Annotated in this window: 20 protein-coding genes; 3 read left to right on the top strand and 17 right to left on the bottom strand. The window is 64.7% G+C overall.

Translation table 11 applies throughout. The annotated features are described in order from the left end of the window. Nucleotides 1-91 precede the first annotated feature (91 nt). Nucleotides 92-307 (bottom strand): 30S ribosomal protein S21, encoded by a 216-nt coding sequence (gene rpsU, locus DBO85_RS06730; protein ID WP_002551877.1) that lies wholly within the window; start codon nucleotides 305-307, stop codon nucleotides 92-94. A 200-nt stretch (nucleotides 308-507) separates the two neighbouring features. Here rpsU and tsaD point away from each other — a divergent pair, with 200 nt between their 5' ends. Continuing rightward, a complete protein-coding gene (gene tsaD, locus DBO85_RS06725) occupies nucleotides 508-1,545 on the top strand; it encodes a tRNA (adenosine(37)-N6)-threonylcarbamoyltransferase complex transferase subunit TsaD (protein WP_108106497.1) in 1,038 nt (345 codons plus the stop codon). Nucleotides 1,546-1,575: 30 nt separating this feature from the next. Here tsaD and plsY read toward each other — a convergent pair whose 3' ends face one another. Continuing rightward, nucleotides 1,576-2,145 carry a glycerol-3-phosphate 1-O-acyltransferase PlsY gene (gene plsY, locus DBO85_RS06720; RefSeq protein WP_108106496.1) on the bottom strand — a complete coding sequence of 190 codons (570 nt, stop codon included), beginning with the start codon at nucleotides 2,143-2,145 and terminating at the stop codon, nucleotides 1,576-1,578. 72 nt (nucleotides 2,146-2,217) lie between these two features. Here plsY and folB point away from each other — a divergent pair, with 72 nt between their 5' ends. Both folB and folK read left to right on the top strand, forming a co-directional pair. After that, nucleotides 2,218-2,565, top strand: a complete 348-nt coding sequence (gene folB, locus DBO85_RS06715; RefSeq protein WP_108106495.1) for a dihydroneopterin aldolase — start codon at nucleotides 2,218-2,220, stop codon at nucleotides 2,563-2,565. Then, nucleotides 2,562-3,137 carry a 2-amino-4-hydroxy-6-hydroxymethyldihydropteridine diphosphokinase gene (gene folK, locus DBO85_RS06710; RefSeq protein ID WP_108106494.1) on the top strand — a complete coding sequence of 192 codons (576 nt, stop codon included), beginning with the start codon at nucleotides 2,562-2,564 and terminating at the stop codon, nucleotides 3,135-3,137. Before folB ends, folK begins: the two co-directional genes overlap by 4 nt. On the opposite strand, the gene DBO85_RS06705 is transcribed toward folK, so the two are convergent. The 15 genes from DBO85_RS06705 to DBO85_RS06635 all read right to left on the bottom strand — a co-directional run bounded on the left by DBO85_RS06705 (nucleotide 3,073) and on the right by DBO85_RS06635 (nucleotide 23,247). Then, nucleotides 3,073-4,374: a multifunctional CCA addition/repair protein gene (locus DBO85_RS06705; RefSeq protein ID WP_108106493.1), complete on the bottom strand. Its 1,302-nt coding sequence runs from the start codon at nucleotides 4,372-4,374 to the stop codon at nucleotides 3,073-3,075. The genes folK and DBO85_RS06705 overlap by 65 nt on opposite strands. A gap of 41 nt (nucleotides 4,375-4,415) precedes the next feature. Beyond that, nucleotides 4,416-5,948 carry a SpoVR family protein gene (locus DBO85_RS06700; protein ID WP_108106492.1) on the bottom strand — a complete coding sequence of 511 codons (1,533 nt, stop codon included), beginning with the start codon at nucleotides 5,946-5,948 and terminating at the stop codon, nucleotides 4,416-4,418. Beyond that, nucleotides 5,945-7,216, bottom strand: coding sequence for a YeaH/YhbH family protein (locus DBO85_RS06695; protein WP_108106491.1), 1,272 nt, complete (start codon nucleotides 7,214-7,216; stop codon nucleotides 5,945-5,947). The genes DBO85_RS06700 and DBO85_RS06695 overlap by 4 nt, the downstream gene beginning before the upstream one ends. Before the next feature lie 93 nt (nucleotides 7,217-7,309). Continuing rightward, on the bottom strand, nucleotides 7,310-9,232 hold the full coding sequence (locus DBO85_RS06690; protein ID WP_108106490.1) for a PrkA family serine protein kinase: 1,923 nt from the start codon (nucleotides 9,230-9,232) through the stop codon (nucleotides 7,310-7,312). A gap of 308 nt (nucleotides 9,233-9,540) precedes the next feature. Beyond that, a complete protein-coding gene (locus DBO85_RS06685; RefSeq protein WP_108106489.1) occupies nucleotides 9,541-10,902 on the bottom strand; it encodes an ABC transporter permease in 1,362 nt (453 codons plus the stop codon). Then, on the bottom strand, nucleotides 10,899-12,329 hold the full coding sequence (locus DBO85_RS06680) for an ABC transporter permease (RefSeq protein ID WP_108106488.1): 1,431 nt from the start codon (nucleotides 12,327-12,329) through the stop codon (nucleotides 10,899-10,901). The genes DBO85_RS06685 and DBO85_RS06680 overlap by 4 nt, the downstream gene beginning before the upstream one ends. Then, nucleotides 12,326-13,069 carry an ABC transporter ATP-binding protein gene (locus DBO85_RS06675; RefSeq protein WP_108106487.1) on the bottom strand — a complete coding sequence of 248 codons (744 nt, stop codon included), beginning with the start codon at nucleotides 13,067-13,069 and terminating at the stop codon, nucleotides 12,326-12,328. Before DBO85_RS06675 ends, DBO85_RS06680 begins: the two co-directional genes overlap by 4 nt. 83 nt (nucleotides 13,070-13,152) lie before the next feature. Next, complete coding sequence (locus DBO85_RS06670) at nucleotides 13,153-15,285, bottom strand: TonB-dependent siderophore receptor (RefSeq protein WP_108106486.1); 2,133 nt, start codon at nucleotides 15,283-15,285, stop codon at nucleotides 13,153-13,155. A gap of 334 nt (nucleotides 15,286-15,619) precedes the next feature. Beyond that, nucleotides 15,620-15,940: a thiosulfate sulfurtransferase GlpE gene (gene glpE, locus DBO85_RS06665; protein ID WP_108106485.1), complete on the bottom strand. Its 321-nt coding sequence runs from the start codon at nucleotides 15,938-15,940 to the stop codon at nucleotides 15,620-15,622. A gap of 16 nt (nucleotides 15,941-15,956) precedes the next feature. Continuing rightward, on the bottom strand, nucleotides 15,957-16,808 hold the full coding sequence (locus DBO85_RS06660) for a symmetrical bis(5'-nucleosyl)-tetraphosphatase (protein ID WP_108106484.1): 852 nt from the start codon (nucleotides 16,806-16,808) through the stop codon (nucleotides 15,957-15,959). After that, nucleotides 16,808-17,188, bottom strand: a complete 381-nt coding sequence (gene apaG, locus DBO85_RS06655) for a Co2+/Mg2+ efflux protein ApaG (protein WP_108106629.1) — start codon at nucleotides 17,186-17,188, stop codon at nucleotides 16,808-16,810. The genes DBO85_RS06660 and apaG overlap by 1 nt, the downstream gene beginning before the upstream one ends. A gap of 31 nt (nucleotides 17,189-17,219) precedes the next feature. Next, on the bottom strand, nucleotides 17,220-18,032 hold the full coding sequence (rsmA, locus tag DBO85_RS06650; RefSeq protein ID WP_108106483.1) for a 16S rRNA (adenine(1518)-N(6)/adenine(1519)-N(6))-dimethyltransferase RsmA: 813 nt from the start codon (nucleotides 18,030-18,032) through the stop codon (nucleotides 17,220-17,222). A 137-nt stretch (nucleotides 18,033-18,169) separates the two neighbouring features. Next, nucleotides 18,170-19,162 (bottom strand): 4-hydroxythreonine-4-phosphate dehydrogenase PdxA, encoded by a 993-nt coding sequence (gene pdxA, locus DBO85_RS06645; RefSeq protein WP_108106482.1) that lies wholly within the window; start codon nucleotides 19,160-19,162, stop codon nucleotides 18,170-18,172. Between the two features lie 97 nt (nucleotides 19,163-19,259). Beyond that, nucleotides 19,260-20,552, bottom strand: coding sequence for a peptidylprolyl isomerase (locus DBO85_RS06640; RefSeq protein WP_177429745.1), 1,293 nt, complete (start codon nucleotides 20,550-20,552; stop codon nucleotides 19,260-19,262). Then, nucleotides 20,533-23,247 carry an LPS-assembly protein LptD gene (locus tag DBO85_RS06635; RefSeq protein WP_108106480.1) on the bottom strand — a complete coding sequence of 905 codons (2,715 nt, stop codon included), beginning with the start codon at nucleotides 23,245-23,247 and terminating at the stop codon, nucleotides 20,533-20,535. The genes DBO85_RS06640 and DBO85_RS06635 overlap by 20 nt, the downstream gene beginning before the upstream one ends. Nucleotides 23,248-23,259 lie beyond the last annotated feature (12 nt).

Genomic DNA, 23,259 nt, shown 5'->3' with positions numbered 1-23,259 from the left:
GAACGCATCGCTGCGGCGGGTCTCTTGAGGCGTGCTGTGTCTGCTTGCCTGCCCGACGTCAGGCCGGGCAAGGCAGTAGCAAGCGCGTCTATCAGTACAGGCGTACGGCGCGGCGCTGTTCGCGCTGCACTTTCTTGGCGTGACGCTTGACGGCTGCGGCGGCCTTGCGCTTGCGCTCGGAAGTCGGCTTCTCGTAGAACTCGCGGGAGCGGACTTCGGCCAGTACACCGGCCTTTTCGCAGGAGCGCTTGAAGCGACGCAGAGCTACGTCGAAGGGTTCGTTCTCTTTAACTTTGACGGCTGGCATCCAGGGCTTACCTTCACTAATGACCGGTGGTGAACGCCTCCTGGCAGATGGCTCGGGAGGGCGTCGGTTTTCAAGGGTTGCGGATGTTAACGCCTCGTCGCGCGGATTGCAAAGCCCCCGGGTGAAAAGCGCTGGTCGGCCTTCCGGTCGGCGCTTATCATTCGCCCCCTGTTTTTTGCTGCGCACCGAGGCGCACGGCCATGCTGGTACTGGGACTGGAAACCTCCTGCGATGAAACCGGAGTCGCGCTCTACGACAGCGAGCGCGGCCTGCTGGCGGACGCACTGTTCAGCCAGATCGACCTGCACCGCGTCTACGGCGGCGTGGTGCCCGAGCTGGCCTCGCGCGATCACGTCAAGCGCATGCTGCCGCTGATCCGCCAGGTGCTTGATGAAGCCGGCAAGGTCAAGACCGATATAGATGCCATCGCCTACACCGCCGGTCCCGGCCTGGTCGGTGCGCTGCTGGTGGGCGCTTCCTGCGCCCAGGCGCTGGCGTTCGCCTGGGGCATCCCGGCGCTCGGCGTGCACCATATGGAAGGTCATCTGCTGGCGCCGATGCTCGAGGAGCAGCCGCCGCGCTTTCCGTTCGTCGCCTTGCTGGTGTCGGGAGGTCACACGCAGCTGGTGCGGGTCGATGGCATCGGTCGCTATGAGCTGCTCGGCGAGTCGGTCGACGATGCTGCCGGCGAGGCTTTCGACAAGACCGCCAAGCTGATGGGGCTGAGTTATCCCGGTGGTCCGGAGATCGCGCGCCTGGCCCTGCAGGGCACGCCGGGGCGTTTCGTCTTCCCGCGGCCGATGACCGATCGCCCCGGACTGGATTTCAGTTTCAGCGGGCTGAAGACCTTCACCCTGAATACCTGGCAGCAGTGCCAGGCCGCCGGCGACAACGGTGAGCAGACCCGTTGCGATATCGCCCTGGCCTTCCAGCAGGCGGTGGTCGAAACCCTGGTCATCAAATGCAAGCGCGCGCTCAAGCAGACCGGGCTGAACAGCCTGGTGATCGCCGGTGGGGTGAGTGCCAATCAATCATTGCGTCTGGCACTGGAAAAGATGCTCGGGGAGCTGAAGGGGCAGGTGTTCTACGCCCGGCCGCGTTTCTGTACCGACAATGGCGCGATGATCGCCTATGCCGGTTGCCAGCGGCTGCTGGCCGGGCAGAGTGACGGCCCGGCCATTGCGGTTCAGGCACGCTGGCCGATGGACAGGCTGCCGAGCTGCGAGGTTGTCGGCTGAACGGCTTTTTCGCGTCCAGCTTGCGGCTACCTAGAAGTGTCTTTCCTTGCCGGCGAACAGATCGCGCAGATTGCTGCGGTGGCGCCAGACGATCAGGCAGGTGAGCACGCTCATCGGCAGCAGCGCGGCAGGTTGCTGCCAGGCCAGTAACGGTAGGGTCATGGGCGTGGCGATCAGCGCAGCCAGCGAGCTGGTGCGGGTCAGCAGGAAAGCCAGCAGCCAGGCGCCGATGGCCAGCAGCGCGGCCAATGGATAGAGGCTGAGCAGCATGCCGGCGGCAGTGGCGACGCCCTTGCCGCCGCGGAAACGGAAGTACAGCGGATAGAGGTGACCGATCACCGCCGCCAACCCGATCCAGGCCTGGTCCTGGATGGAGAAATCCAGTTGCTGGGCGACCACCACGGGCAGCAGGCCCTTGATGACATCGCCGAGCAGGGTGAGGATGGCCATTCGTCGACCGGCCACCCGCAGCATGTTGGTCGCCCCCGGGTTACCCGAGCCATTGGCGCGCGGGTCGGGGGCACCGACCAGTCTGCTCAACAGGATGGCGAAGGACAGGGAACCGAGCAGGTAGGCGAGGATCGCCAGCAGCCAAAACATGGTGTCCATTCCGGGCGGGTGGGCCTCGATTCTAAACGGGTGGCACCCCCTTGTCGTGTCGGGAGCTAGTGCGTGGACAACGTGTTCATCGAAGGCCTGGAAGTGGATACCGTCATCGGCGTCTACGACTGGGAACGCGAGATTCGCCAGTGCCTGCGGCTGGACCTGACGATGCGCTGGGACATCCGCCCGGCCGCCGCGCAGGACGATCTGGCGTACACGCTCGACTATGCGGCGGTGGCGGAGCGCGTTCAGGCATTCGCCGCCGAGTCGCGCTTCCAACTGGTGGAGACCTTTGCCGAGCGCCTGGCGCAGCTGCTGCAGGATGAGTTCGCGATTACCTGGCTGCGCCTGCGCGTCACCAAGCCGGGCGCAGTGCCGGCGGCGCGCGGGGTCGGCGTGGAGATCGAGCGGCCATGAGCCCCGTGCCCACCGCCGTACCTGCGGCCGTACCTACCTCCGTACCTGTCCTGCTCGGGCTCGGCAGTAATCTCGATCGCGAGCGGCACCTGTGTGCGGGACTTGATGCGTTGGCGGGCTTTCTGCAAAGGATGCGTTGCTCGCCGGTGTTCGAGAGCGACCCGGTGGGCATTCGCAGCGGGCCGTTTTTCAATCTGGTGGTGGCGGCGCAAACCGACCTGCCGCTGGGTGAGCTGGACCGCCGGCTGAAATTCATCGAGGCCGACAACGGCCGCTATGCGCTGGATCGCAAAGGCCTGCCGCTGGACATCGACGTGCTCGCCTATGGCGATCTGGTCGGCGATTTCGATGGCTTGCGCCTGCCGCGCGCAGAAATCCTCAGGAACGCCTTCGTGCTCTGGCCGCTGGCGCTGCTGGTGCCGGAGCAGCTGCATCCGGAAACCGGGCGCAGTTATGCGCAGCTGTGGGACGAAGCGCAGATCGATCAGCGCCTGTGGCCGGCGGCGTTCAGCTGGAACGCCCAGGCGCTGACGCCTGCGGCACTCCTTCAGGACTGGCCGGCGCCGGTCTGACGTCGGTGCCCTCGTCTGCGCGGGCCTTGTAGGTCTTGAGCGCGTCTCGTCGGGCATCCTCCAGCGCCTTGCCCAATGCTGCGCCCTGCAGACCTTTGTCCAGCAGCGGCTTGACCGCCACCGCCCGCGCCGCCTCGGCCGCGCCGAGCAGGTAGTCACGCTGGGGATAATCGCGCTGCTCGAGGCCAAGACGGCCGCGGGCGTCCATCTCGCAGGCAGCGAGAAACTCGACGAAGCGCTGTGGCCGGCGGAACACATCGAAGCGCTGCATCATCTGCAGCAGGGTGTTGGGGCGCAGTTCGCGGGCGCGATGGCAATGAGTGTGGAACTCGCCGACCAGCAGCGCCAGTTCGGCGCAGTCGCGCGGCACCTTGCAGCGCGCGTTGACTGCCTCGATCAGCGCCAGTCCGCGGGTTTCGTGGGCGATATGTCGCGGCCAATCTTCCTCTGCAGTGCAGCCCTTGCCCAGGTCGTGCAGCAGGCAGGCCCAGCGCACCGTCAGTGGCTGGGCATGCTCGGCGCACTGGCGCAGGACCATGAGCAGGTGGATGCCGGTATCGATCTCGGGATGATGCTCGGCCGGTTGCGGTACGCCGAACAGCGCGTCGAGTTCGGGCAGCAGTCGCGCCAGGGCGCCGCAGTCGCGCAGGACCTGGATGAACACGTCCGGGCGCGGCTCCATCAGCGCACGGCTGATTTCCTTCCAGCTGCGCTCGGGCGTCAGTGCTTCGAGTTCGCCTTGCTCGGCCAGTTGGCGCATCAGGCCCAGGGTTTCCTTGGCGACGGTAAATTCCAGCGGCGCGAAACGCGCGGCGAAGCGGGCCACGCGCAGCACCCGCAGCGGGTCTTCGGCGAAGGCAGGCGCGACGTGGCGGAGGATCTTCGCTGCAAGATCGCGTTGGCCGCCGTAGGGGTCTACCAGGTTGCCGCTGTCGTCCTCGGCCATGGCGTTGATGGTCAGGTCGCGGCGGGCGAGATCTTCTTCCAGGGTGACCTCGGGGCTGGCGTGGAAGGTGAAGCCGCCATAGCCCTTGCCGGATTTGCGCTCGGTGCGCGCCAGCGCGTATTCCTCGCCGGTCTGCGGGTGCAGGAACACCGGGAAGTCGTCGCCGACCGGGCGAAAGCCCTGGGCGAGCATGTCCTCTGCGCTGGCGCCGACCACCACGTGGTCGACGTCATTCACCGGACGACCGAGCAGGCGATCACGTACCGCGCCGCCAACCTTGAATATCTGCATCTGAAGCCCTCCTGAAGGAGGACAGCTTCAGGCTTCAGGCTTCAGGCTTCAAGCGCCGGTTCGCCTCCGCCCGGTACATGCTGCACGTCCACCACCTGGTCGCCCTGCAGGACCTCCAGGTGAATATCGAAGCCCCACAGCCGATGCAGGTGCTTGAGCACCTCGGCGGTGGAGTCGCCCAGCGGCTTGCGGTCGTGCTGCTGGTGGCGCAGCGTCAGCGAGCGATCACCACGCCGGTCGACACTCCAGATCTGCACGTTGGGCTCGCGGTTGCCGAGGTTGTACTGCGCCGAGAGCATCTCGCGGATGGTCCGGTAGCCGGCTTCGTCGTGGATCGCCGGGACCAGCAGTTCCTCCTGCTCGTCATCGTCCAGAACGCTGAACAGCTTGAGGTCGCGGATGACCTTCGGCGAGAGGTACTGGAGGATGAAACTCTCGTCCTTGAAACTCTTCATGGCGAACTTGAGCGTCGACAGCCAGTCGCTGCCGGCGATTTCGGGGAACCAGCGACGGTCCTCCTCGGTCGGGTGCTCGCACATCCGGCGGATGTCACTGTAGATGGCAAAGCCCAGGGTGTAGGGGTTGATGCCGCTGTAGTAGGGGCTGTCGAACGAGGGCTGGTAGATCACGCTGGTGTGCGCCTGGAGGAACTCGAACATGAATCCGTCGGTGACCAGGCCCTCGTCGTAGAGATCGTTCATCAGCGTGTAGTGCCAGAAGGTCGCCCAGCCTTCGTTCATCACCTGGGTCTGGCGCTGCGGATAGAAGTACTGCGAGATCTTGCGCACGATGCGGATGATCTCGCGCTGCCAGGGCTCCAGCAGCGGCGCGTGCTTTTCCAGGAAGTAGAGAATGTTCTCCTGGGGTTCGGCCGGCCAGCGACGGCTGTCGTCCTCGCCGCCCTTGCCGCCGGCGCGCGGAGGAATGGTCCGCCATAGATCGTTGATCTGCCGTTGCAGGTGTTCCTCGCGATCCTTCTGCCGGCGCCGCTCCTCTTCGGCAGAGATAGGGTAGGGACGCTTGTAGCGATCCACGCCGTAGTTCATCAATGCGTGGCAGGAATCGAGCAGGTCTTCCACCGCATCGATGCCATGGCGTTCCTCGCACTTGGCGATGTACTGCTTGGCGAACACCAGGTAGTCGATGATCGAGCTGGCGTCGGTCCAGGTGCGGAACAGGTAGTTGCCCTTGAAGAAGCTGTTGTGGCCATAGCAGGCGTGTGCGATCACCAGTGCCTGCATGCACATGGTGTTCTCTTCCATCAGGTAAGCGATGCACGGATCGGAGTTGATCACGATCTCGTAGGCCAGGCCCATCTGGCCGCGCTTGTAGTGCTTTTCGGTGTGCAGGAAGTGCTTGCCGTAGGACCAGTGCTGGTAGCCAATGGGCATGCCGACCGAGGCGTAGGCGTCCATCATCTGTTCGGCGGTGATCACCTCGATCTGGTTCGGGTAGGTGTCCAGCGCGTAGCGCTCGGCCAGGCGGCCGATCTCGCGGTCGTAGGCCTGGACCAGTTCGAAGGTCCACTCCGAGCCGGTGGACAGCGGTTGTCTTTTCTCTGCGGTGGATTTCATGAGGAGACCCTGCGCTGGAAGAGCTCGCGAAACACCGGATAGATATCCGCGCTGGCGATCAGCTGCTGCTGGGCGAAGCTCTCGGGGAAGGCCTCGCGCACGCCCTCGTATTCATACCAGAGCGCCTGGTGTTCGCGGGGGGTGATCTCGACGTAGCTGAAATACTGGACGAACGGCATGATCTGGCGGATCAGGATGTCGCGGCAGACCGGCGAGTCGTCGTTCCAGTTGTCACCGTCGGAGGCCTGGGCCGCGTAGATGTTCCACTCCTGCGCCGGGTAGCGCTCGGCCATGACTTCCTGCATCAGCTTCAGCGCGCTGGAGACGATGGTCCCGCCGGTCTCGCGGGAATAGAAGAACTCCTCCTCGTCGACTTCCTTGGCGCTGGTGTGGTGGCGGATGAACACCACCTCGATCTTCTCGTAGCTGCGCTTGAGGAACAGGTAGAGCAGGATGAAGAAGCGCTTGGCGATGTCCTTGGTCGCCTGGGTCATCGAACCGGACACGTCCATCAGACAGAACATCACCGCCTTGGAGCTGGGGTCCGGCTTGCGGGTCAGCAGGTTGTACTTGAGGTCGAAAGTGTCGAGAAACGGGACGCGCTTGACCCGCGCCTGCAGGCGTTCGATTTCCTCCTGCAAGAGCCTGATGGCGGGCAGATCACCGGGTGAATCCAGCAACAGTTGTTCCAGCTCGGCACGCGCCTCGCGCAACCGCGCACGGCTGCTGCCGGTGAGGGCGATACGCCGTGCGTGGGCCGAGCGCAGGGTGCGCACGATATTGATGCGCGAGGGATTGCCGTCGTTGCTGATGCCCGCACGCACGGTCTTGAACAGGTCGGTCCCGGTCAGGTGGCGCTTGACCAGGTTGGGCAGCTCCAAGTCCTCGAACATGAAGTCGAGGAACTCCTCCTGGGTGATCTGGAAGACGAACTCGTCCATGCCTTCGCCAGAGTTGCCGGCCTTGCCGGCACCACTGCCGCCACCCCCGCCGGAGGGGCGCGGGATTCGCTCGCCGGCAATGAATTCCTTGTTGCCCGGGTGTACTTGGCCCTGGCTGCCGCCGCGGCCGTGATGCAGCACCGGCTCGTCGATATCGCGCGAGGGGATGCTGATCTGCTCGCCGTGCTCCATGTCGGTGATCGAACGCTTGCCGACGGCCTCCTCCACGGCCTTCTTGATGTGCTGCTTGTAGCGCCGCAGGAACCGCTGGCGGTTCACCGTGCTCTTGTTCTTGCCGTTCAGGCGTCGGTCGATGACGTAGCTCATGCAAGCCCTCCGGGCTGAGCTGGAAGACATAGGCTGGAAGCTGAAGCGTACGGCTTTTGTTGTCCGCCTCAGGCTTTCAGCTTCCAGCTGCTGTTACTGCGATTTGCGGACCCGCAGGTACCATTCCGAGAGCAGACGAACCTGCTTCTCGGTGTAGCCGCGCTCGACCATGCGCCGGACGAAGTCGTTGTGCTTCTGCTGGTCCTCCTTGCTGGCCTTGGCGTTGAAGCTGATGACCGGCAGCAGATCCTCGGTGTTGGAGAACATCTTCTTCTCGATCACCACGCGCAGCTTTTCATAGGACAGCCAGGTCGGGTTCTTGCCGTTGTTGTTGGCGCGTGCGCGCAGGACGAAGTTGACGATCTCGTTGCGGAAATCCTTCGGGTTGCTGATCCCGGCCGGCTTCTCGATCTTCTCCAGCTCCTCGTTCAATGCCACGCGGTTGAGGATCTCGCCGGTCTCCGGATCGCGGTATTCCTGATCCTGGATCCAGAAGTCGGCGTAGAGCACGTAGCGATCGAAGATGTTCTGCCCGTACTCGCTGTAGGACTCCAGGTAGGCGGTCTGGATTTCCTTGCCGATGAACTCGATGTAGCGCGGAGCCAGGTACTCCTTGATGTAGCGCAGGTAGCGCTCGCGCACCTCGGCGGGGAACTGCTCCTGTTCGATCTGCTGTTCGAGCACGTAGAGCAGGTGCACCGGGTTGGCGGCGATCTCGTGCGGGTCGAAGTTGAACACCTTGGAGAGGATCTTGAAGGCGAAGCGGGTCGACAGACCGTTCATGCCTTCGTCGACGCCCGCGGTGTCGCGGTATTCCTGGATCGACTTGGCCTTGGGATCGGTGTCCTTCAGGTTCTCGCCGTCGTAGACGCGCATCTTCGAGTAGACGTTGGAGTTTTCCGGCTCCTTCAGGCGCGACAGGACCGAGAACTGCGCCAGCATCTTCAGGGTGTCGGGCGCGCAATGGGCCTGGGCCAGCGAGCTGTTGACCAGCAGCTTCTCGTAGATGTGGATCTCGTCGGCGACGCGCAGGCAGTAGGGCACCTTGACGATGTAGATGCGGTCGATGAACGCCTCGTTGTTCTTGTTGTTGCGGAAGCTGTGCCACTCGGATTCGTTGGAGTGGGCGAGCAGGATGCCGTTGAACGGGATCGCGCCCAGGCCCTCGGTGCTGTTGTAGTTGCCTTCCTGGGTCGCGGTGAGCAGCGGATGCAGCACCTTGATCGGTGCCTTGAACATCTCGACGAACTCCATCAGGCCCTGGTTGGCCCGGCACAGCGCGCCCGAGTAACTGTAGGCATCGGCGTCGTTCTGCGGATATTCCTCGAGCTTGCGGATATCGACCTTGCCGACCAGCGCGGAGATGTCCTGGTTGTTCTCGTCACCCGGCTCGGTCTTGGCCACGGCGATCTGGTTGAGGATCGAGGGGTACAGCTTGACCACGCGGAACTGGCTGATGTCGCCGCCGAACTCCTGCAGCCGCTTGGTGGCCCAGGGCGACATGATGGTCGACAGGTAGCGCTGCGGGATGCCGTAGTCCTCTTCGAGGATGGTGCCGTCCTCGGTAGCGTTGAACAGCCCGAGCGGCGACTCGAACACCGGCGAGCCCTTGATGGCGTAGAAGGGCACCTTCTCCATCAGTTGCTTGAGCTTCTCCGCCAGCGACGACTTGCCGCCGCCGACCGGGCCGAGCAGGTAAAGGATCTGCTTCTTCTCCTCCAGGCCCTGCGCGGCATGGCGGAAGTAGGAGACGATCTGGTCGATGCACTCTTCCATGCCGTGGAAGTCGGCAAAGGCCGGGTAACGACGGATCACCTTGTTGGAGAAGATTCGCGACAGCCGCGAATCGGTGGAGGTATCGACCAGTTCGGGCTCGCCAATCGCCATGAGCAGACGCTCGGACGCGGTGGCATAGGTGCTGCGGTCGCTCTTGCACAGCTCCAGGTATTCCTGCAGCGAATACTCCTCCTGACGTGTTGCTTCGAAGCGCTGCTGGAAGTGGCTGAAAATACTCATTGCTTCACCTCGCTCGATGCTCTGGACCAGTACGGCCTGAACTTGCGGGTGCTAGCGCCCGGTCAGCGTGTCGCTCGACGAGAGTCCCCCGAACCGCAAAAGGCCGCTAGCCACCCGGAAGCCGGTGTACCGGCTCTCCCGCGTTTTGGATGGCTTGTCCAGAAGGATAGTTCGGAATTGGCAAGAGAAGGGCGCGCATACGTCATTCAGCCCCCAGGCGGTTGCCCGGGCGGACCGTCAGTCGGGTCAAACGCAGCGCCGCCCGCGGGCGCGCTCCGTCCGTCGCGGCGCGACCCTTCAGCGCGACGCTACTGCTGGTTCGGGCGTAGCTGGGCCAGTTGCCAGCCCCCCAACATGAACAGCAGCCAGGCCAGCGCCAGCCCTCCCCACGCGCTGGGCTGGAAGGCGTAGGCGCTGGGCTCGCGCGGCGTGAACTGCGGTTGGCTGGCGTAATCCTGCCGACCGAACGGCTGTTCGTTGAACAGGTACGGGTAGTAGAAATCGCGCAGCTGCTGGTGAAACACGCCGATCCGGTCCTGGTAGGCGAGCTGCGCCTGCAGATCGGTGTCGGCCAGGCGATGTAGGATGGCCTGTGCGCCAACCCCCGGCAGTGCCCAGCCCAGGCGATCGCTCCAGACCTGGCGTTGCAGCAGACCGGCACGATAGGCGCGCACCTGATCGGCCACGCTCTCGTCACCGACCTGGTGGAAGGCGAAATACCATTTCCAGTGGAAGGTCGGCGGCAGAGCGGCGCTGTCCTGCCACTGCGGGTGGTTCGCGTAGAAGCGCTGCATGGTTTCTTGCCGCGGGATTTCCCAGGCGCCGTGAACCGCCTGACGCTGCGCGAGCATCAGATCCACGCCCTGGTGCACCGGAATGCTGCGGTTGAGCATCACGTTGGCCAGGGTCGGCACCACCAGCGTCAGCACCACCCAGGCGGACATCAGCACGGTGGCGGTGGCGCTGGAGCGCCAGCCGCGCGCGGTGACCAGCAGCGACAGGCCGAACCAGAACGCCAGGGAGCTGGCGATCACCGCCAGCGTCATGGCCAGCGCGCCGGCTGCCATACCGGCGATCAGGGCTCCGACCAGCGCAGGCAGACCCAGACAGATCAGCAGCAGACCGTAGCGCAGGGCCACGCGCCGGCGCCACAGGCGTTTGCCGTCGGACATCGCCAGCAGCAGGCGCAGACGCCCGGACTGGCGCTCGCCCGATACCAGGTCGTGGAGCAGGGCGATGACGAAAAGCGGCGCCAGGTAGATGAGTACGAAGGCGAAATCGAAGCGACCCGGCAGTGCAAGTTCAGCGTTGAACGTCTCGCCTTCATAAAGCTGCGCCTGCAGGCCCAGCGCACGGATGCGCAGCATGTAGGGCGCCACGTCGCGCATCCCCAGCGCCAGGAAGGCCGCGTTCGAGGGTGGGTCCCAGGTGTTGTGGAAGCTGTAGTAGGCCGGATAGCCGCCATTCGCATCCTGTGGATAGCGCGTCTCCACCGAGGCGAGATCCTGCTTGTTGAGCGGCGCCACGCGGGCGAGGGTTTCGTGTTGGCTGGCTACCTCGCGCAACCCCGAGAGAACGGCCAGAGCGGCGAGCATGAAGAGCAGAAGCAGGGAGGCGACCGACAGGCGTGAGCGCAGGATCAGTCGCAGTTCGCAGAGAATTCCCTTCATTGCCGGGTTGTCCCCAGGCGGGCGCCCATCAGCGAGGTCAGGGCCATCAGCAGCCCGGCCCAGACCAGCAGGACCAGGCTGGCCGGTGCGGTCTGGCGGTAGGTGTCGGCAAGCGGCTGCGGCTGATAGTCGAACCTGGGAAATGTCTGCCAGTGTTCGTGGGAGATCCGGTTCTCGCGGTTCGGGTTGCTGTCGTCGGCGTAGCGGAGCTTCTCGCTCTGCAGCCGGTTCAGCCGCTGTACCAGCTCGTAGCGATAGGTTTCGCCCTGCTCGAGAAAATGTCGGAAGCTGGTCAGGTCCGTACCGACCGCCGTCATCGACAGGCGCCGAATCGCCAGCGTGGGACTGAGCCAGGCGGAGTGGTCGACCAGCCGGTTCTGCTCGGCCTGACGCTCGAAGGTGGCGGTCGCATAGCGCTCGAACAGCTCGGTGGAGAGGCGTTCGCCTTCGAAACCGACCAGGCCCTTGAAATTTACCGGCAGGTCTTCGATGCGGGTCACCCCGTACTCCTTGAGGATGCTTTCGCGGAATGCGGCGAATGTCGGGTCGTTGGGATCGTGGGCATTACCCAGCGCGAGGTATTCGCGCTGGACGTGGATTGCATTCTCGAAGCGGCTCGGCAGGGGCAGTGCGCTGCTGACCATGTCCGGCACCAGGCGCGGCAGCAGGATCACTCCGATCGTCCAGACTGCCAGCAATGCCAGCAGGGCGTCACGACTGCGCGCGAGCAGGCCCGACAGCAGCACGACCATCAGCGACCAGAGCAGCAGCCAGAGTACGTAGCCGGCAGCGAGCAGCAGCGACGGTTGCCATGCGGCCTGGCCGCTGGCGACCAGGCCAGCGAGCATCAGCAGGGCAGGCAGCAGCATCAGCAGGGCAAACCCCGACAGCGCCAGCAGCTTGCCCAGCACCAGCTGGCGACCCGTTATGCCCTGGGCGAGCAGAATGCGCAGGGTGCCGGATTCTCGCTCCCGCGCCAGCGCCGCATGGCCGACGAAGATCAGCAGCAGCGGCGCCAGGACCTGCAGGACGAAGGCCGGAGACAGCTGGCCGAAGCGCAGCAGCAGGGAGGACTGGCGTACGTCGCCGAAGTTGGCGCTGTTCTGCCGGTGTGCCTCGATAAACAGGGTATTGCCGGTGTAGGGGTCGATGCCCGGATCGAAGGCCGCCAGCGGATTGAGCGGGCGGAACAGGAAGTGCCCGTAGTGCGCTACCCGGTGCGGGTGGCGATCGGGCTGCATCTCGAACTCGTGGTTTGCCTGCGCCTGATAGCGCGCGCGCTCGGCATTGGCGTTGCGCTGGTGCTCCCATGCATTGAGGGCGGCCACCAGCATCAGCAGGGTCAGCAGCGCCAGACCGACCACGGCCACCCGGTCGCGGAACAGCGCGCGCCATTCCTCGCGAGCGATGCGCGTGATCACGCTCATGCGCCCAGCTCCGTATAACGCCGATGGAGGGTGCGCACATCGAAGCGATCGTCACCACTGGCCGCGACTTCCTCGACCAGCTGCCCGGCGTTGAGAAAGCCGATGCGGTCGGCAACGTCCGCAGCGCTGAGCAGGTCGTGGGTCACCATGAGGATGGCGACGCCCTGCTCGCGCAGCAGATTCAGCAGCCGGTTGAATTCGGCGGTAGCCTGCGGATCCAGACCCGAAGTGGGTTCATCCAGCAGCAGTACCGGCACCTGGCGGGCCAGCGCAAGCGCGATGGCCACCTTCTGCCGCATGCCCTTGGAAAACCCGGCCAGACGTCGGTCGAAGGCCTCCGGCTGCAGGCCGGCCGCGCTCAGGGCGCCGTCGATGCTCCGTGAGTCGGCATGCTGCCGAGCCAGATCGAGCAGGTAGGCCAGGTTCTCGCGCGCGCTCAGGTGTTCATAGAGCGCCACGTTCTCCGGGATGTAGGCCAGCTGGCGGCGCGCATCGGCCGGCGCGCCGAAGGGGTCCACGCCATTGACCAGGACCGTTCCGGCACTCGGTTTGAGGAACCCGAGAAACAGGCTGAGCGTGGTGGTCTTGCCGGCGCCATTGGCGCCCAGCAGGGCGTAGATCTCGCCACGTCTGACGTGCAGATTGAGCCCGCGAAGAATGGTCTTGCCGGCGTAACCCGCCTCGACGTCCCGGGCATCGAGCACGGTCGTGGCTGCGCTGGTGTTGGGGCTGGACTGCATGTCGGTGGTCCTTGCTGTGCGTGGAAGGCTGCAGGCAAACGACGGATGTGGCGCCCCCTCGCATGAGCAGAGGGGGCGCCCGGTCAGAAGCGGTACTGGGCGCCGACGGTCAGGGTGCGAGGCGCGCCCGGGGTGATCCAGTAGATGTCGTAGGAGCTGGCGTAGTAGGTCCTGTCGAACAGGTTGTCGATTTCCAGTGACAAGCGCAGCTCGTCACTGGGCTGCCAGTGGCCCATCAGCCGGGCGGTGGTGTAGCCGGGCAGGGAGAAGGTGTCGGCGGCATTGCCGCCGCGCTGGCCGACGTAGTTCAGGCCGCCACCCAGGCCACCGCGTCCGCCGGCGAAGTCGTCCTCGTACATCAGCAGAACCGCGCCGCTGTGACGGGGCGAGTTGACCAGTCGCGCACCGACCAGTGCGGCATTGTTGTCCTCGGTGATCCTGGCATCGGTATAGGCGTAGTTGGCTATCGCGCGCAGCTGCTCGGTCAGCTGTCCGGACAGATCGATCTCGGCACCGCGGCTTCGGGCCTCGCCGGCCGCGATGGAGAAGCCGGGCGTCACGGGGTCGTTGGTCAGCACGTTCTGCTTCTCGATCTCGAAGACGGCCAGGGTTGCGCCGTAGCGCTTGTCGCTGCTCTCGTACTTGACGCCGATTTCCTTGGAGCGCCCCTCTTCCGGATCGAAGGTCGCGCCGGAGGCGGACGCGCCACTGTTGGGGCGGAACGACTCGCTGGCGAGGGTGTAGAGCGAGACGTTCGGCGACACCAGCCAGGTCAGGCCGATGCGCGGCGTGGTGACGCCATCTTCCTGGCTGATCCGCACGCCGGTGCGGCGATTCTCGAACTGCTTGCGGAAGTTCTCGTGGCGCAGACCGAGCAGCAGGCGCCAGTCGCTGGACAGGCTGATCTGATCCTGGACGAACAGCCCGGTGCTGCGCTGGACCTCGCGGCTGTTGGTATGCGGGTTGGAGGTCGCCGGCAGCGGCTGACCGTAGACCGGCTGGTAGATGTCGATGGCGTAGTCCAACGGTCGCACGCTGGTGGTGACGAATTCGTCGAGGGTGAAGCGGTAGCTGTCCAGCCCGGTGACGACTTCATGGGCGATGTCGCCGGTAAGGAAGGTGCCGCGCAGCTCGCCCTGAAAGGCGATGTCGTCGGAGCTGTAGTCGCGGTAGCGGCGTTCGCGCCTGACCTCGGTGGAGCCTGCGGGGACGAATACCATGGGGTTGCTCGGCCAGACCTGGGTCGAGTCTCCTTCCAGGCTGGTGGTGCGATACGACAGGCCGACCCGGCCGCTCCAGTTGTCGGATAGCTCGTGCTGCAAGGTCAGCTGGTGGGTCAGGTTCTCGATCACCGTATCGCCATCGCCCGGCTCGCCGAGGAAACGGCTGCGTGGCAGCGCGCCGACCCGGCCGTTTAAGGCCAGTACGCCACGGTCCATCGGCGCCTCGTGGCGGAGGAATTCGGCGTCGTAGTCCAGCACCGTGCCGGGAGCTATCTGCCAGGTGAAGGAGGGCGCCAGCAGTACGCGTTCGCTGTCGATGTGATCGCGAAAGCTGCCCTTGTCCTCGTAGGCGATGTTCATCCGGTAGGCCAGGCTGTCGCTCAGCGGCGCGGTGGAATCCAGGGTGGTGCGGTAGCTGTCGTGACTACCCGCACTCGCCTCGACGGCATGAGCTGCGCTGAACTGCGGCTTCTTGGTGACGATGTTGAGAATGCCGCCGGGTTCGGCGCTACCGTAGAGCGCCGAGGCTGGGCCCTTGAGGAACTCCGCGCGCTCGACGTTGGCCAGGTCACGCGGAGCGTTGTAGCCGCGGTTGCCGGCAAAGCCGTTGCGCAGAACGTTCGGGCCGGTGTTGATGTGGCCGGAAAAGCCGCGTACCGAGAAGTTGTCCCAGAGACCACCGAAGTCGTTCTGCCGGCTCACGCCGCTGACGTAGTCGAACAGCGTGCTGAGGCGGGTCGCGCCGGTGTCATCGATGACCTGGCGCGAAATCACCTGGACGGCCTGGGGGACCTCGAACGAGGGGGTGTCGGAGCGCGCAACACTGCTCTGCGGCTGATAGTAGGCGCGCTCGCTGCCGGCGGCGCCGGTTACCTGCATCTCTTCGAGCTCATGAACGTTGGCCAGGGCCGGGGTGGTGCTCAGCAGGGTGGCGAATGCGAGCACTCCGGGGCGGACGGCCGGGAGTCTGGCGGACGGCTTCTGATACGACATGAGTGGGCCTTCGGGTCTGGTGCATCGGGTACCGCGAGTGTCGGGGGCCCGAGCGCTGTTGCTGAATGGTGGGCACTGCACGTGCGCTGCGCCGGCATATGCCGGTGCAGTCGGCACGCAGTGGTCGGCTTTCGAAATGATATATTATTTCATTATCAGGCTGGCAAGCAGTTGCACGCAGCTGGGGCGGCAGGAACGGCGGAAGTCAGCAACCCCGCTGCTCAGGGCGCGCAGCGGGGTTGGAGGAGAGGCGGGCTAATTCAAGAAAGCAGCGCTTCTGCGCGGGCAGGCGGGCGTGGGTCCGCTGCCCGAAAGGGCTTGCACGCGAGGGCTGTCAGCCCTCGACGGTGTCCTGCGGATAGAGGCTGCGCCAGAGCTCGAAGCCGCCGTCGAGACTGTAGACCTCGGAAAAGCCCTGATGCGCCAGGTAGGCGGCGGCGCTCTGGCTGGAGTTGCCGTGGTAGCAGCTGACGATCAGTGGTGCATCGAGATCGGCTTGGGCGATGAAGTCCGCCAGGGAATGGTTGTCCAGATGCAGCGAACCGCTGATATGACCGGCAGCGAAGCTCTGTGGATCACGGATATCGACCACTACCGCGCCTTCCTGGCGCAGTGACTGGGCATGTTGCGGGGCGATGCGCTTGAACTCTGACATGCTGGGGCTCTTGGTTTCAGGCGCTGGGCCTGGTGGGACTTTTTTCGGGCTTCTGGCTGGCGCAGTCACACTGCCAGCGCTGCCCGCTGTCGACGTTCAGCAGGGTCATGCGGTTGCCCCATACGCAACCGCTGTCGAGTGCCTGCACGCCCGGCTCGTCGCACTGCCCGCCCAGCGCAGCCCAGTGGCCGAAGATCAGTTTCTGGCCGCGCGTGCGCCGCTGCGGATGGCTGAACCAGGGGGCATAACCCGGCGGAGCGCTGTCCAGGCCTTCCTTGCTCTTGAGGTCGAGCTTGCCGTCGGCGGTGCAGAAGCGCATGCGGGTGAAATAGTTGGTGATCACTCGCAGCCGCGCGACGCCCTGCAGTTCGCGGTCCCATTTGGCCGGTTCGTTGCCGTACATGCCGTCGAGAAACAGGGCAATGCGGGTGTCGTCGCGCAGCACCTGCTCGACTTCTTCGGCGCGGCGCAGCGCCTTCTTCAGCGTCCACTGCGGTGGAATGCCGGCATGCACCATGACCAGGTCGCGCTCGGCGTCGTAGTGCAGCAGCTTCTGCATGCGTAGCCAGTCGAGCAGTTCGTCCCGGTCCGGGGCGTCGAGAATTTCCTGCAGGGTGTCGCCCTTCTTCATCCGCTCGATGTTGTGCGCCACCGCGAGCAGGTGCAGGTCATGGTTGCCGAGCACGCAGACCAGCGAATCGCGCATCGCGTAGAGAAAGCGCAGCGTTTCCAGCGATTGCGGGCCGCGATTGACCAGGTCGCCAACCAGCCAGAGACGATCCTCGAGCGGATCGAAGCCGACCTCGTGGAGCAGGCACTTCAGCGGTTCCAGACAACCCTGCAGATCGCCGACTGCGTACACCGCCATCAGTGCAGGGCTCCGGGCACCACCAGGCGGAAGGGTGCGATGGCGGCGTCGAACTCGTGGCCGTCCTCGGCGAGCATGTGGTAGCTGCCCTGCATGATGCCGACGCGGGTCGGCATCAGGGTACCGCTGCTGTAGGTGTGGCTGGCGCCGGGTGCAATGTGCGGTTGCTGGCCGATGACTCCCGGTCCGCGCACGTCCTGTCGCTCGCCGTTGCCGTCGGTGATGATCCAGTGCCGCGAGAGCAGCTGGGCAGGCAGGCTGCCGTGATTTTGAATGGTCACGGTGTAGGCGAAGGCGTAGCGCTCTTCGTCCGGGCGCGACTGCTCGGGCAGATAACGCGTGGTGACGCTGACTTCTATACGGTAGGACGGCTCGGACATGTTCGGGCTCTGCTGCAGCTGGCCAGGGGCGTCAGGAGGACGCGGCGGCATTGGGTGACTCTGCAAGTATGTCGGCCAGGCGCACGAAGGCAGCCAGGTCGAGCTGCTCGGGGCGCAGACTGCCATCAACCTCTGCAGCCGCTATCTGGTCTGTGGACAGCAGTCCCTTGAGAGTGTTGCGCAAGGTCTTGCGGCGCTGATTGAAGGCTTCGCGAACCACCCGTTCGAGTAGTTTGTGGTCCTTCGCCGCAAACGGCAGAACTTCATGCGGCACCAGGCGGACGATCGCCGAATCGACCTTGGGCGGCGGATTGAAAGCACCGGGGCCGACGTTGAACAGGTGCTCCACGCGGCAGTGGTACTGCACCATGATCGACAGCCGGCCCCAGTCGCCACCACCGGGCGCTGCGGCCATGCGTTCGACCACTTCCTTCTGCAGCATGAAGTGCATGTCGCGGATCAGCGCAGCGTTGTTCAGCAGGTGGAAGATCAGCGGCGTGGAGATGTTGTACGGCAGGTTGCCGACCACTCGCAGGCTGCGCGGTGCGGCGTCGAGGCGAGCGAAGTCGAACTTGAGCGCATCGCCCTGGTTCAGGCGAAAGTTCGGGTTGCTGCCGAACTTGTCCTGCAGGATGGGGATCAGGTCCAGATCGAGTTCGATCACGTCAAGCTGCGCGTCGCTGCCGAGCAGTCCCTCGGTCAGGGCGCCCTGGCCCGGACCGATTTCCAGCAGGTGCTCGCCCGGACGGGCATGAATGGCGCGCAGGATGCGGTCGATCACGCCGGCGTCGTGCAGGAAGTTCTGGCCGAAGCGCTTGCGCGCGCGGTGTTGATACTCGGACATCGGAGCTCCAAGGAGCAGCTTGAAGCTTGAAGCTTGAAGCTGAAAGCAAATTGAGGCGGGCATCTTAGCAGGCGGGCGGGGCAAATCGAGGACTCGAGCCGCGCGACTCGCGGTTGCGCGCGGCACAGGGGTGCCGCTTACGACTGGCTGTCCGCCATCTCGTATGCCGTTTCCAGCGCCACCTTCAGGCTGCCGGTGTCGATCCGGCCGCTGCCGGCGAGATCGAGTGCCGTACCGTGGTCGACCGAGGTACGGATGATCGGCAGACCGAGGGTCACGTTGACCGCCGCGCCAAAGCCCTTGTACTTGAGCACCGGCAAGCCCTGATCGTGGTACATCGCCAGTACCGCATCGCAGCTATCCAGGTGCTTGGGGGTGAACAGGGTGTCGGCCGGCAGCGGACCGATCAGGTCGATGCCCTCGTCGCGCAGCCGCTCCAGTGTCGGCTCGATGACCTCGATCTCCTCGCGTCCGAGATGACCACCCTCGCCGGCATGCGGATTGAGTCCGCATACCAGGATGCGCGGCCGGGCGATGCCGAACTTGTCGCGCAGGTCGGCGTGCAGGATGCGGCTGACGCGCTGCAAGCGCTGCGCAGTGATCGCGCCGGCAACATCCTTGAGCGGCAGATGAGTGGTCACCAGGGCGACGCGCAGGCCGCGGGTGGCAAGCATCATCACCACCTGTTCGGTGGCGGTGAGCTCGGCGAGAAATTCGGTATGTCCGGAGAAGGTGATGCCGGCTTCGTTGATCACGCCCTTGTGTACCGGCGCGGTGATCATTCCGGCGAAGTCGCGGTCGAGGCAGCCCTGCCCTGCGCGGCGCAGGGTTTCCAGGACATAGGCCGCATTGGCCTTGTCGAGCACGCCAGGGCGCACCGGGCTGGATAGCGGCGTGTCCCAGACGTAAAGACTGCCTGCGGCGGCTGGTTGCGTCGGCCAGGCGGCGGGTGTCACTTCGATGATGCTGCAGCTCAGGCCAAGCAGCGTAGCCCGTTCGCGCAGCATCTGTGCGTTGGCGATGGCGATCAGGATCTGCGCCTGCTGCTGGTTCGCCAGCAGCAGGCAGAGGTCCGGGCCTATGCCGGCCGGCTCTCCGGGGGTCAGCGCAAAAAGCAGGGGAGCGGACATGCCAGTTCTCCAGAGCGGCGGGGCGCTACAGTCTACAGGGCTGGACGACAGCCATTAAAAAGCCCGGCCGGAGCCGGGCTTGTTGTCAGAAGATGACTCAGAGCTTGATTTCGACGTAGGCCTCGTCGCGAATCTGCCGCAGCCAGGTCTGCAGTTCTTCCTCGTACTTGCGGTTACGCAGCATGCTCGCTGCCTGCTGCTCGCGCATCTGCGCGCTGGTGTCGGTCGCCCGGCGGCCCAGTACTTCGAGAACGTGCCAGCCGTAGGGGGTCTTGAACGGACGCGACAACTGGCCGCTGGCGGTATCCGCCATTACCTGACGGAACTCGGGGACCAGGGCGTTCGGATCGATCCAGTTGAGGTCGCCGCCGTTGAGCGCGGAACCCGGATCTTCGGAGAACTTCTTCGCCAGCTCGTCGAATGCTTCGCCGCCGCGAATGCGCTCATAGAGGCGTTCGGCCAGGCGTTGGGCTTCCGCTTCGCTGCGAATCTCGCTCGGCTTGATCAGGATGTGGCGAACGTGGACCTGCTCGCTGACCTGGGTGTTGCCGCCGCGCTTTTCCTGCAGCTTGAGGATGACGACGCCGCCGGGCGTGCGAATCGGCTCGGTGACTTCGCCTGGCGCAAGCGCGCGAATCATCGAGTCGAACGGCGGGGGTAACTGAGCGGCCTTGCGCCAGCCCATCTCGCCGCCCTCTAGGGCGTTCTCGCTGGCGGAGTGGCTCATCGCCAGGCTGGCGAAGTCGGCGCCTTTGCGCAGTTGCTCGTAGAGGTCCGCAGCCTTGCGCAGGGTCTGCTCGATCTCGGCACTGGAGGCGCCTTCGGGCAGCGGTAGCAGAATGTTGGCCAGGCGGAACTCTTCGGAAAGCTGCAGTCGGCCCAGGTCGGAGGCAAGGAAGTTCTGCAGCTCCTGGTCGGTGATCTGGATGCGTTCGGCGATGCGCCGCTGGCGCACGCGGTTGATCAGCAGCTCGCGGCGGATCTGTTCGCGCGCCTCGCTGAAGGACAGACCATCCTGCTGCAATGCCGCACGGAATTGCTCGACGCTCATGCCGTTGCGCTCGGCGATGCCGGCAACGGCATGGTTCAGCTCCTCATCCGTGATGCGAATGCCGGAGCGCTCGGCGATCTGCAGCTGCAGGCTTTCGACGATCAGGCGCTCGAGCACCTGCTGGGTCAGGATGTCCTGAGGCGGCGCTTCGGCACCGCGCTTGGCCATGGTCTGGCGAACTTCGCGCAGGCGGTTTTCCAGCTGGCTCTGCATGACCACGTCGTTGTCGACGATGGCCGCTACGCGGTCCAGAGGCTGCACTGCGGCGAAGGCCTGCTGGCCCAGAAGAAGCGCGCCCAGGGAGAGGGCGCGGAGGGTATCAGAAAGCTTGATCTTCACGTTCACGGTAACCTTGGATTCCATCATCGAGGAAGCTGTCGACCTTGCTGCCGGTCACGCTGCCGAGACCTTTGAGCACGATCTGCAGGAAGATGCCGCGGTCTGCGGACTCGTCGCGGATCAGACTGAATTCGTCGTATTCGACCCAGTAGCGGTTGATCAGGCGCAGCTTCCAGCAGCAGTTGTCGTACTCGAAGCCGCCGAAGGCTTCCAGCGTGCGGCTCTGGTGGAAGTCGAACTGCCAGCGCGCGATCGCGCTCCACTGCGGCACGATCGGCCAGATGACCGAGAAGTCGGACTGGTCGATCTTGTACTCGTCGCCACCGTACTCGAAACGGCCGAGCAGCGGGTTGAAGCGGCGGGTGTCGTTGCGATAGCGGTAGCCGGCGTTGACCACCTTGCCCGGCTCTGCTTCCGGCTGGAAGTGGAACATCACGCTGCCGGAGCTGGTTTCGCCCCGATCCGGGTCCCAGTTGAGTGTCGAGCTCAGGCGCCAGTCACGGTCGAAGCGGTACTGACCGAGCATGGCAATGGGCGAAATCGACGCCTCCTCCTTTTCGTCGATGCCTGGTAGCTGTACTCGGCGATCTTCGAAATGGTAGGCCTGGCCGATGGCGACACGGGCGCGTTCGAAGCCGTTGGCCTCGACGAAGCGCGAAGTCACGCCCAGCGACAGGCGATTCTCGTCGCCGATGCGATCCTTGCCGGAGAAACGGTTTTCGCGCCACAGCGAGCTGTAGCTGAAAGTGTTCTCGCCGGTGTCGAAGACCGGGATGTCGCTCTGGTCGCGATAGGCAACGTTGAGATAGTAGGCGCGCGGCTCGAGGGTCTGGCGCAGCGCCTTGCCGAACAGGCTGGTGTCACGGTCGAAGTACAGGCCGCTGTCCAGGCTGAACAGCGGAATGCCGCGGTCCTGGCTGCTCTTGAAACGCTCGCCGGCACCGAGGGTAGCGCGGCCACGCTGGTCGAGATCCAGGTCGTAATCGGTGTACAGGTACTTGATGGTCGGCTTGACGTAGCCCCAGCTCCAATCAAGCGGCAGGCTGACGCCCGGCTCCAGGTGCAGACGCTGACCTTCGGTACGGGTCAGGCCGCGCAGGCGTGCGTCCGGACTCCAGAGGCCGGCGTAGAAATACTCGTCGAGGTTGCGCTCGAAGTCGACGTACTCGGTGTTGTAGGTGAACTGCAGTCCGGCCGGGCGGAACGGCAGATAACCGTCCAACGTCAGTTGCGGCATGCGGTTGTAAGGCGTGACGTCGGTGACCGTGGCCAGCTCGTAGGCATGTGCATTGAGGCGCGCGGTGTAGGTTTCGCCGCGCCAGGTCAGGGTGCCGCGCTGGTTCACGTAGGTCTGGTTGCTGACGTCGAGGTCGGTTTCCAGATCCTGGAAATAGTAGGGGTCGCTGAGGTCGGTGAAGTCGACTTCGGTCAGCAGGCGCGAATCCAGGCCGCCGGTGTGCTGCCAGTTGACCATGTAGCGCTTGTCTTCGTACTTGGGCTCGCCCTTGCGCTCGTCATCCTGATCGTCCAGGTAGGCGGCGCCGACCTGGCCCTCGCTGCTCTTGGTCAGGTAGCGGAACTCGCCTTCCATCAACAGGCCGCGCTCGGTCATCAGATGCGGGTAGAGCGTGGCATCGTAGTTCGGCGCGATATTGAAGTAGTAGGGCGTGACGAGGGTCAGGCCGGCGTCGCTCGAGGTGCTGATGCTCGGCGGCAGGAAGCCGGACTGGCGACGATCATCGATCGGGAAATAGATGTAGGGGGTATAGAACACCGGAATGTTCTTCACCCGCAGGGTCACATTGGTTGCCGTGCCGAAGCCGGTGGCCGGGTTGAGCGTGACGTTGTTGCCTTTGAGGTGCCAGTCATTCTCGCCGGGTTCGCAGCGGGTGTAGGTACCATCCTTGAGGCGGATGATGGCGGTCTCTTCGCGCTTGGCGTAGAGCGCGCTGCCGCGCACATGGGACTGGTGCAGAACGTACTCGGCGTTCTCGATCTTGGCTTCGCCGTTGTCCAGCTGCAGCTCGCCGCGGTCACCCACGACCAGCATGCCGCGGTCGCGCAGGCGCACGTTGCCGACCAGCTCGCCACGGTTTTCCGCCTGGTACAGGCTGGCTTCGTCGGCCTCGACCTGCATGCCGGACTGACGCACGACGACATCGCCGGCAAGGGTGGCGATCTGCTCTTCCTGCTGGAAGCGCGAGGCCTTCGCCGAAACGAAGGTCGGTGCATCTTCGAGCGGCGTGGCGTCGTTCATGCCCGGACGGCGCGGCTCGATATAGGCGCCAGCGCAATAGGGGCCGGCTTCGGCCAGCTGGGCTGCGGTGAGTTTCTCCCGCGGGACCCAGTCGAGATGACTGAAGTCCGCGCTACGGGATGTCAGTGCACGTCCCTTGGTCTGGGTGACCAGGACCGGGCTTGATTGCTTTCCGGGGGCCGAGGTCGAAGCAGTTTGTTCGGTCGATGCGTTCGCCGGAGCACTACTGCTGATCGTTGCCGCGCTATGCTGCGGGCGGGCCGGCAATGCGGCATCACTAGGCTTGGGCGCACAGGCCCAGCCGCCGCTGGATGACGCCTGGCAGTCATACTGCTCGGCCGCATGGAGGGAATGGCTGGCGAAAGGCTGAAGGGCCAGAAGGCCGCCGGTCACCAGAAGAGGGAATTTTTTGCGAAACGCGGGATATCTGACTGCCATCTTATTGTGATC

Origin of the sequence: Pseudomonas mangrovi, assembly GCF_003052585.1 — a bacterium.
In the GTDB taxonomy this organism is placed as follows: domain Bacteria; phylum Pseudomonadota; class Gammaproteobacteria; order Pseudomonadales; family Pseudomonadaceae; genus Aquipseudomonas; species Aquipseudomonas mangrovi.
Note: the sequence above shows the minus strand (reverse complement) of the source record. Positions and strands in the feature narration are given on the sequence as shown.

What these genes read in the sequence shown, in the direction of transcription:
- rpsU (WP_002551877.1), bottom strand. Translation starts at nt 307, where the DNA reads ATGCCAGCCGTCAAAGTTAAAGAGAACGAACCCTTCGACGTAGCTCTG.
- tsaD (WP_108106497.1), top strand. Translation starts at nt 508, where the DNA reads ATGCTGGTACTGGGACTGGAAACCTCCTGCGATGAAACCGGAGTCGCG.
- plsY (WP_108106496.1), bottom strand. Translation starts at nt 2,145, where the DNA reads ATGTTTTGGCTGCTGGCGATCCTCGCCTACCTGCTCGGTTCCCTGTCC.
- folK (WP_108106494.1), top strand. Translation starts at nt 2,562, where the DNA reads ATGAGCCCCGTGCCCACCGCCGTACCTGCGGCCGTACCTACCTCCGTA.
- DBO85_RS06705 (WP_108106493.1), bottom strand. Translation starts at nt 4,374, where the DNA reads ATGCAGATATTCAAGGTTGGCGGCGCGGTACGTGATCGCCTGCTCGGT.
- DBO85_RS06700 (WP_108106492.1), bottom strand. Translation starts at nt 5,948, where the DNA reads ATGAAATCCACCGCAGAGAAAAGACAACCGCTGTCCACCGGCTCGGAG.
- DBO85_RS06695 (WP_108106491.1), bottom strand. Translation starts at nt 7,216, where the DNA reads ATGAGCTACGTCATCGACCGACGCCTGAACGGCAAGAACAAGAGCACG.
- DBO85_RS06690 (WP_108106490.1), bottom strand. Translation starts at nt 9,232, where the DNA reads ATGAGTATTTTCAGCCACTTCCAGCAGCGCTTCGAAGCAACACGTCAG.
- DBO85_RS06685 (WP_108106489.1), bottom strand. Translation starts at nt 10,902, where the DNA reads ATGAAGGGAATTCTCTGCGAACTGCGACTGATCCTGCGCTCACGCCTG.
- DBO85_RS06680 (WP_108106488.1), bottom strand. Translation starts at nt 12,329, where the DNA reads ATGAGCGTGATCACGCGCATCGCTCGCGAGGAATGGCGCGCGCTGTTC.
- DBO85_RS06675 (WP_108106487.1), bottom strand. Translation starts at nt 13,069, where the DNA reads ATGCAGTCCAGCCCCAACACCAGCGCAGCCACGACCGTGCTCGATGCC.
- DBO85_RS06670 (WP_108106486.1), bottom strand. Translation starts at nt 15,285, where the DNA reads ATGTCGTATCAGAAGCCGTCCGCCAGACTCCCGGCCGTCCGCCCCGGA.
- glpE (WP_108106485.1), bottom strand. Translation starts at nt 15,940, where the DNA reads ATGTCAGAGTTCAAGCGCATCGCCCCGCAACATGCCCAGTCACTGCGC.
- DBO85_RS06660 (WP_108106484.1), bottom strand. Translation starts at nt 16,808, where the DNA reads ATGGCGGTGTACGCAGTCGGCGATCTGCAGGGTTGTCTGGAACCGCTG.
- apaG (WP_108106629.1), bottom strand. Translation starts at nt 17,188, where the DNA reads ATGTCCGAGCCGTCCTACCGTATAGAAGTCAGCGTCACCACGCGTTAT.
- rsmA (WP_108106483.1), bottom strand. Translation starts at nt 18,032, where the DNA reads ATGTCCGAGTATCAACACCGCGCGCGCAAGCGCTTCGGCCAGAACTTC.
- pdxA (WP_108106482.1), bottom strand. Translation starts at nt 19,162, where the DNA reads ATGTCCGCTCCCCTGCTTTTTGCGCTGACCCCCGGAGAGCCGGCCGGC.
- DBO85_RS06635 (WP_108106480.1), bottom strand. Translation starts at nt 23,247, where the DNA reads ATGGCAGTCAGATATCCCGCGTTTCGCAAAAAATTCCCTCTTCTGGTG.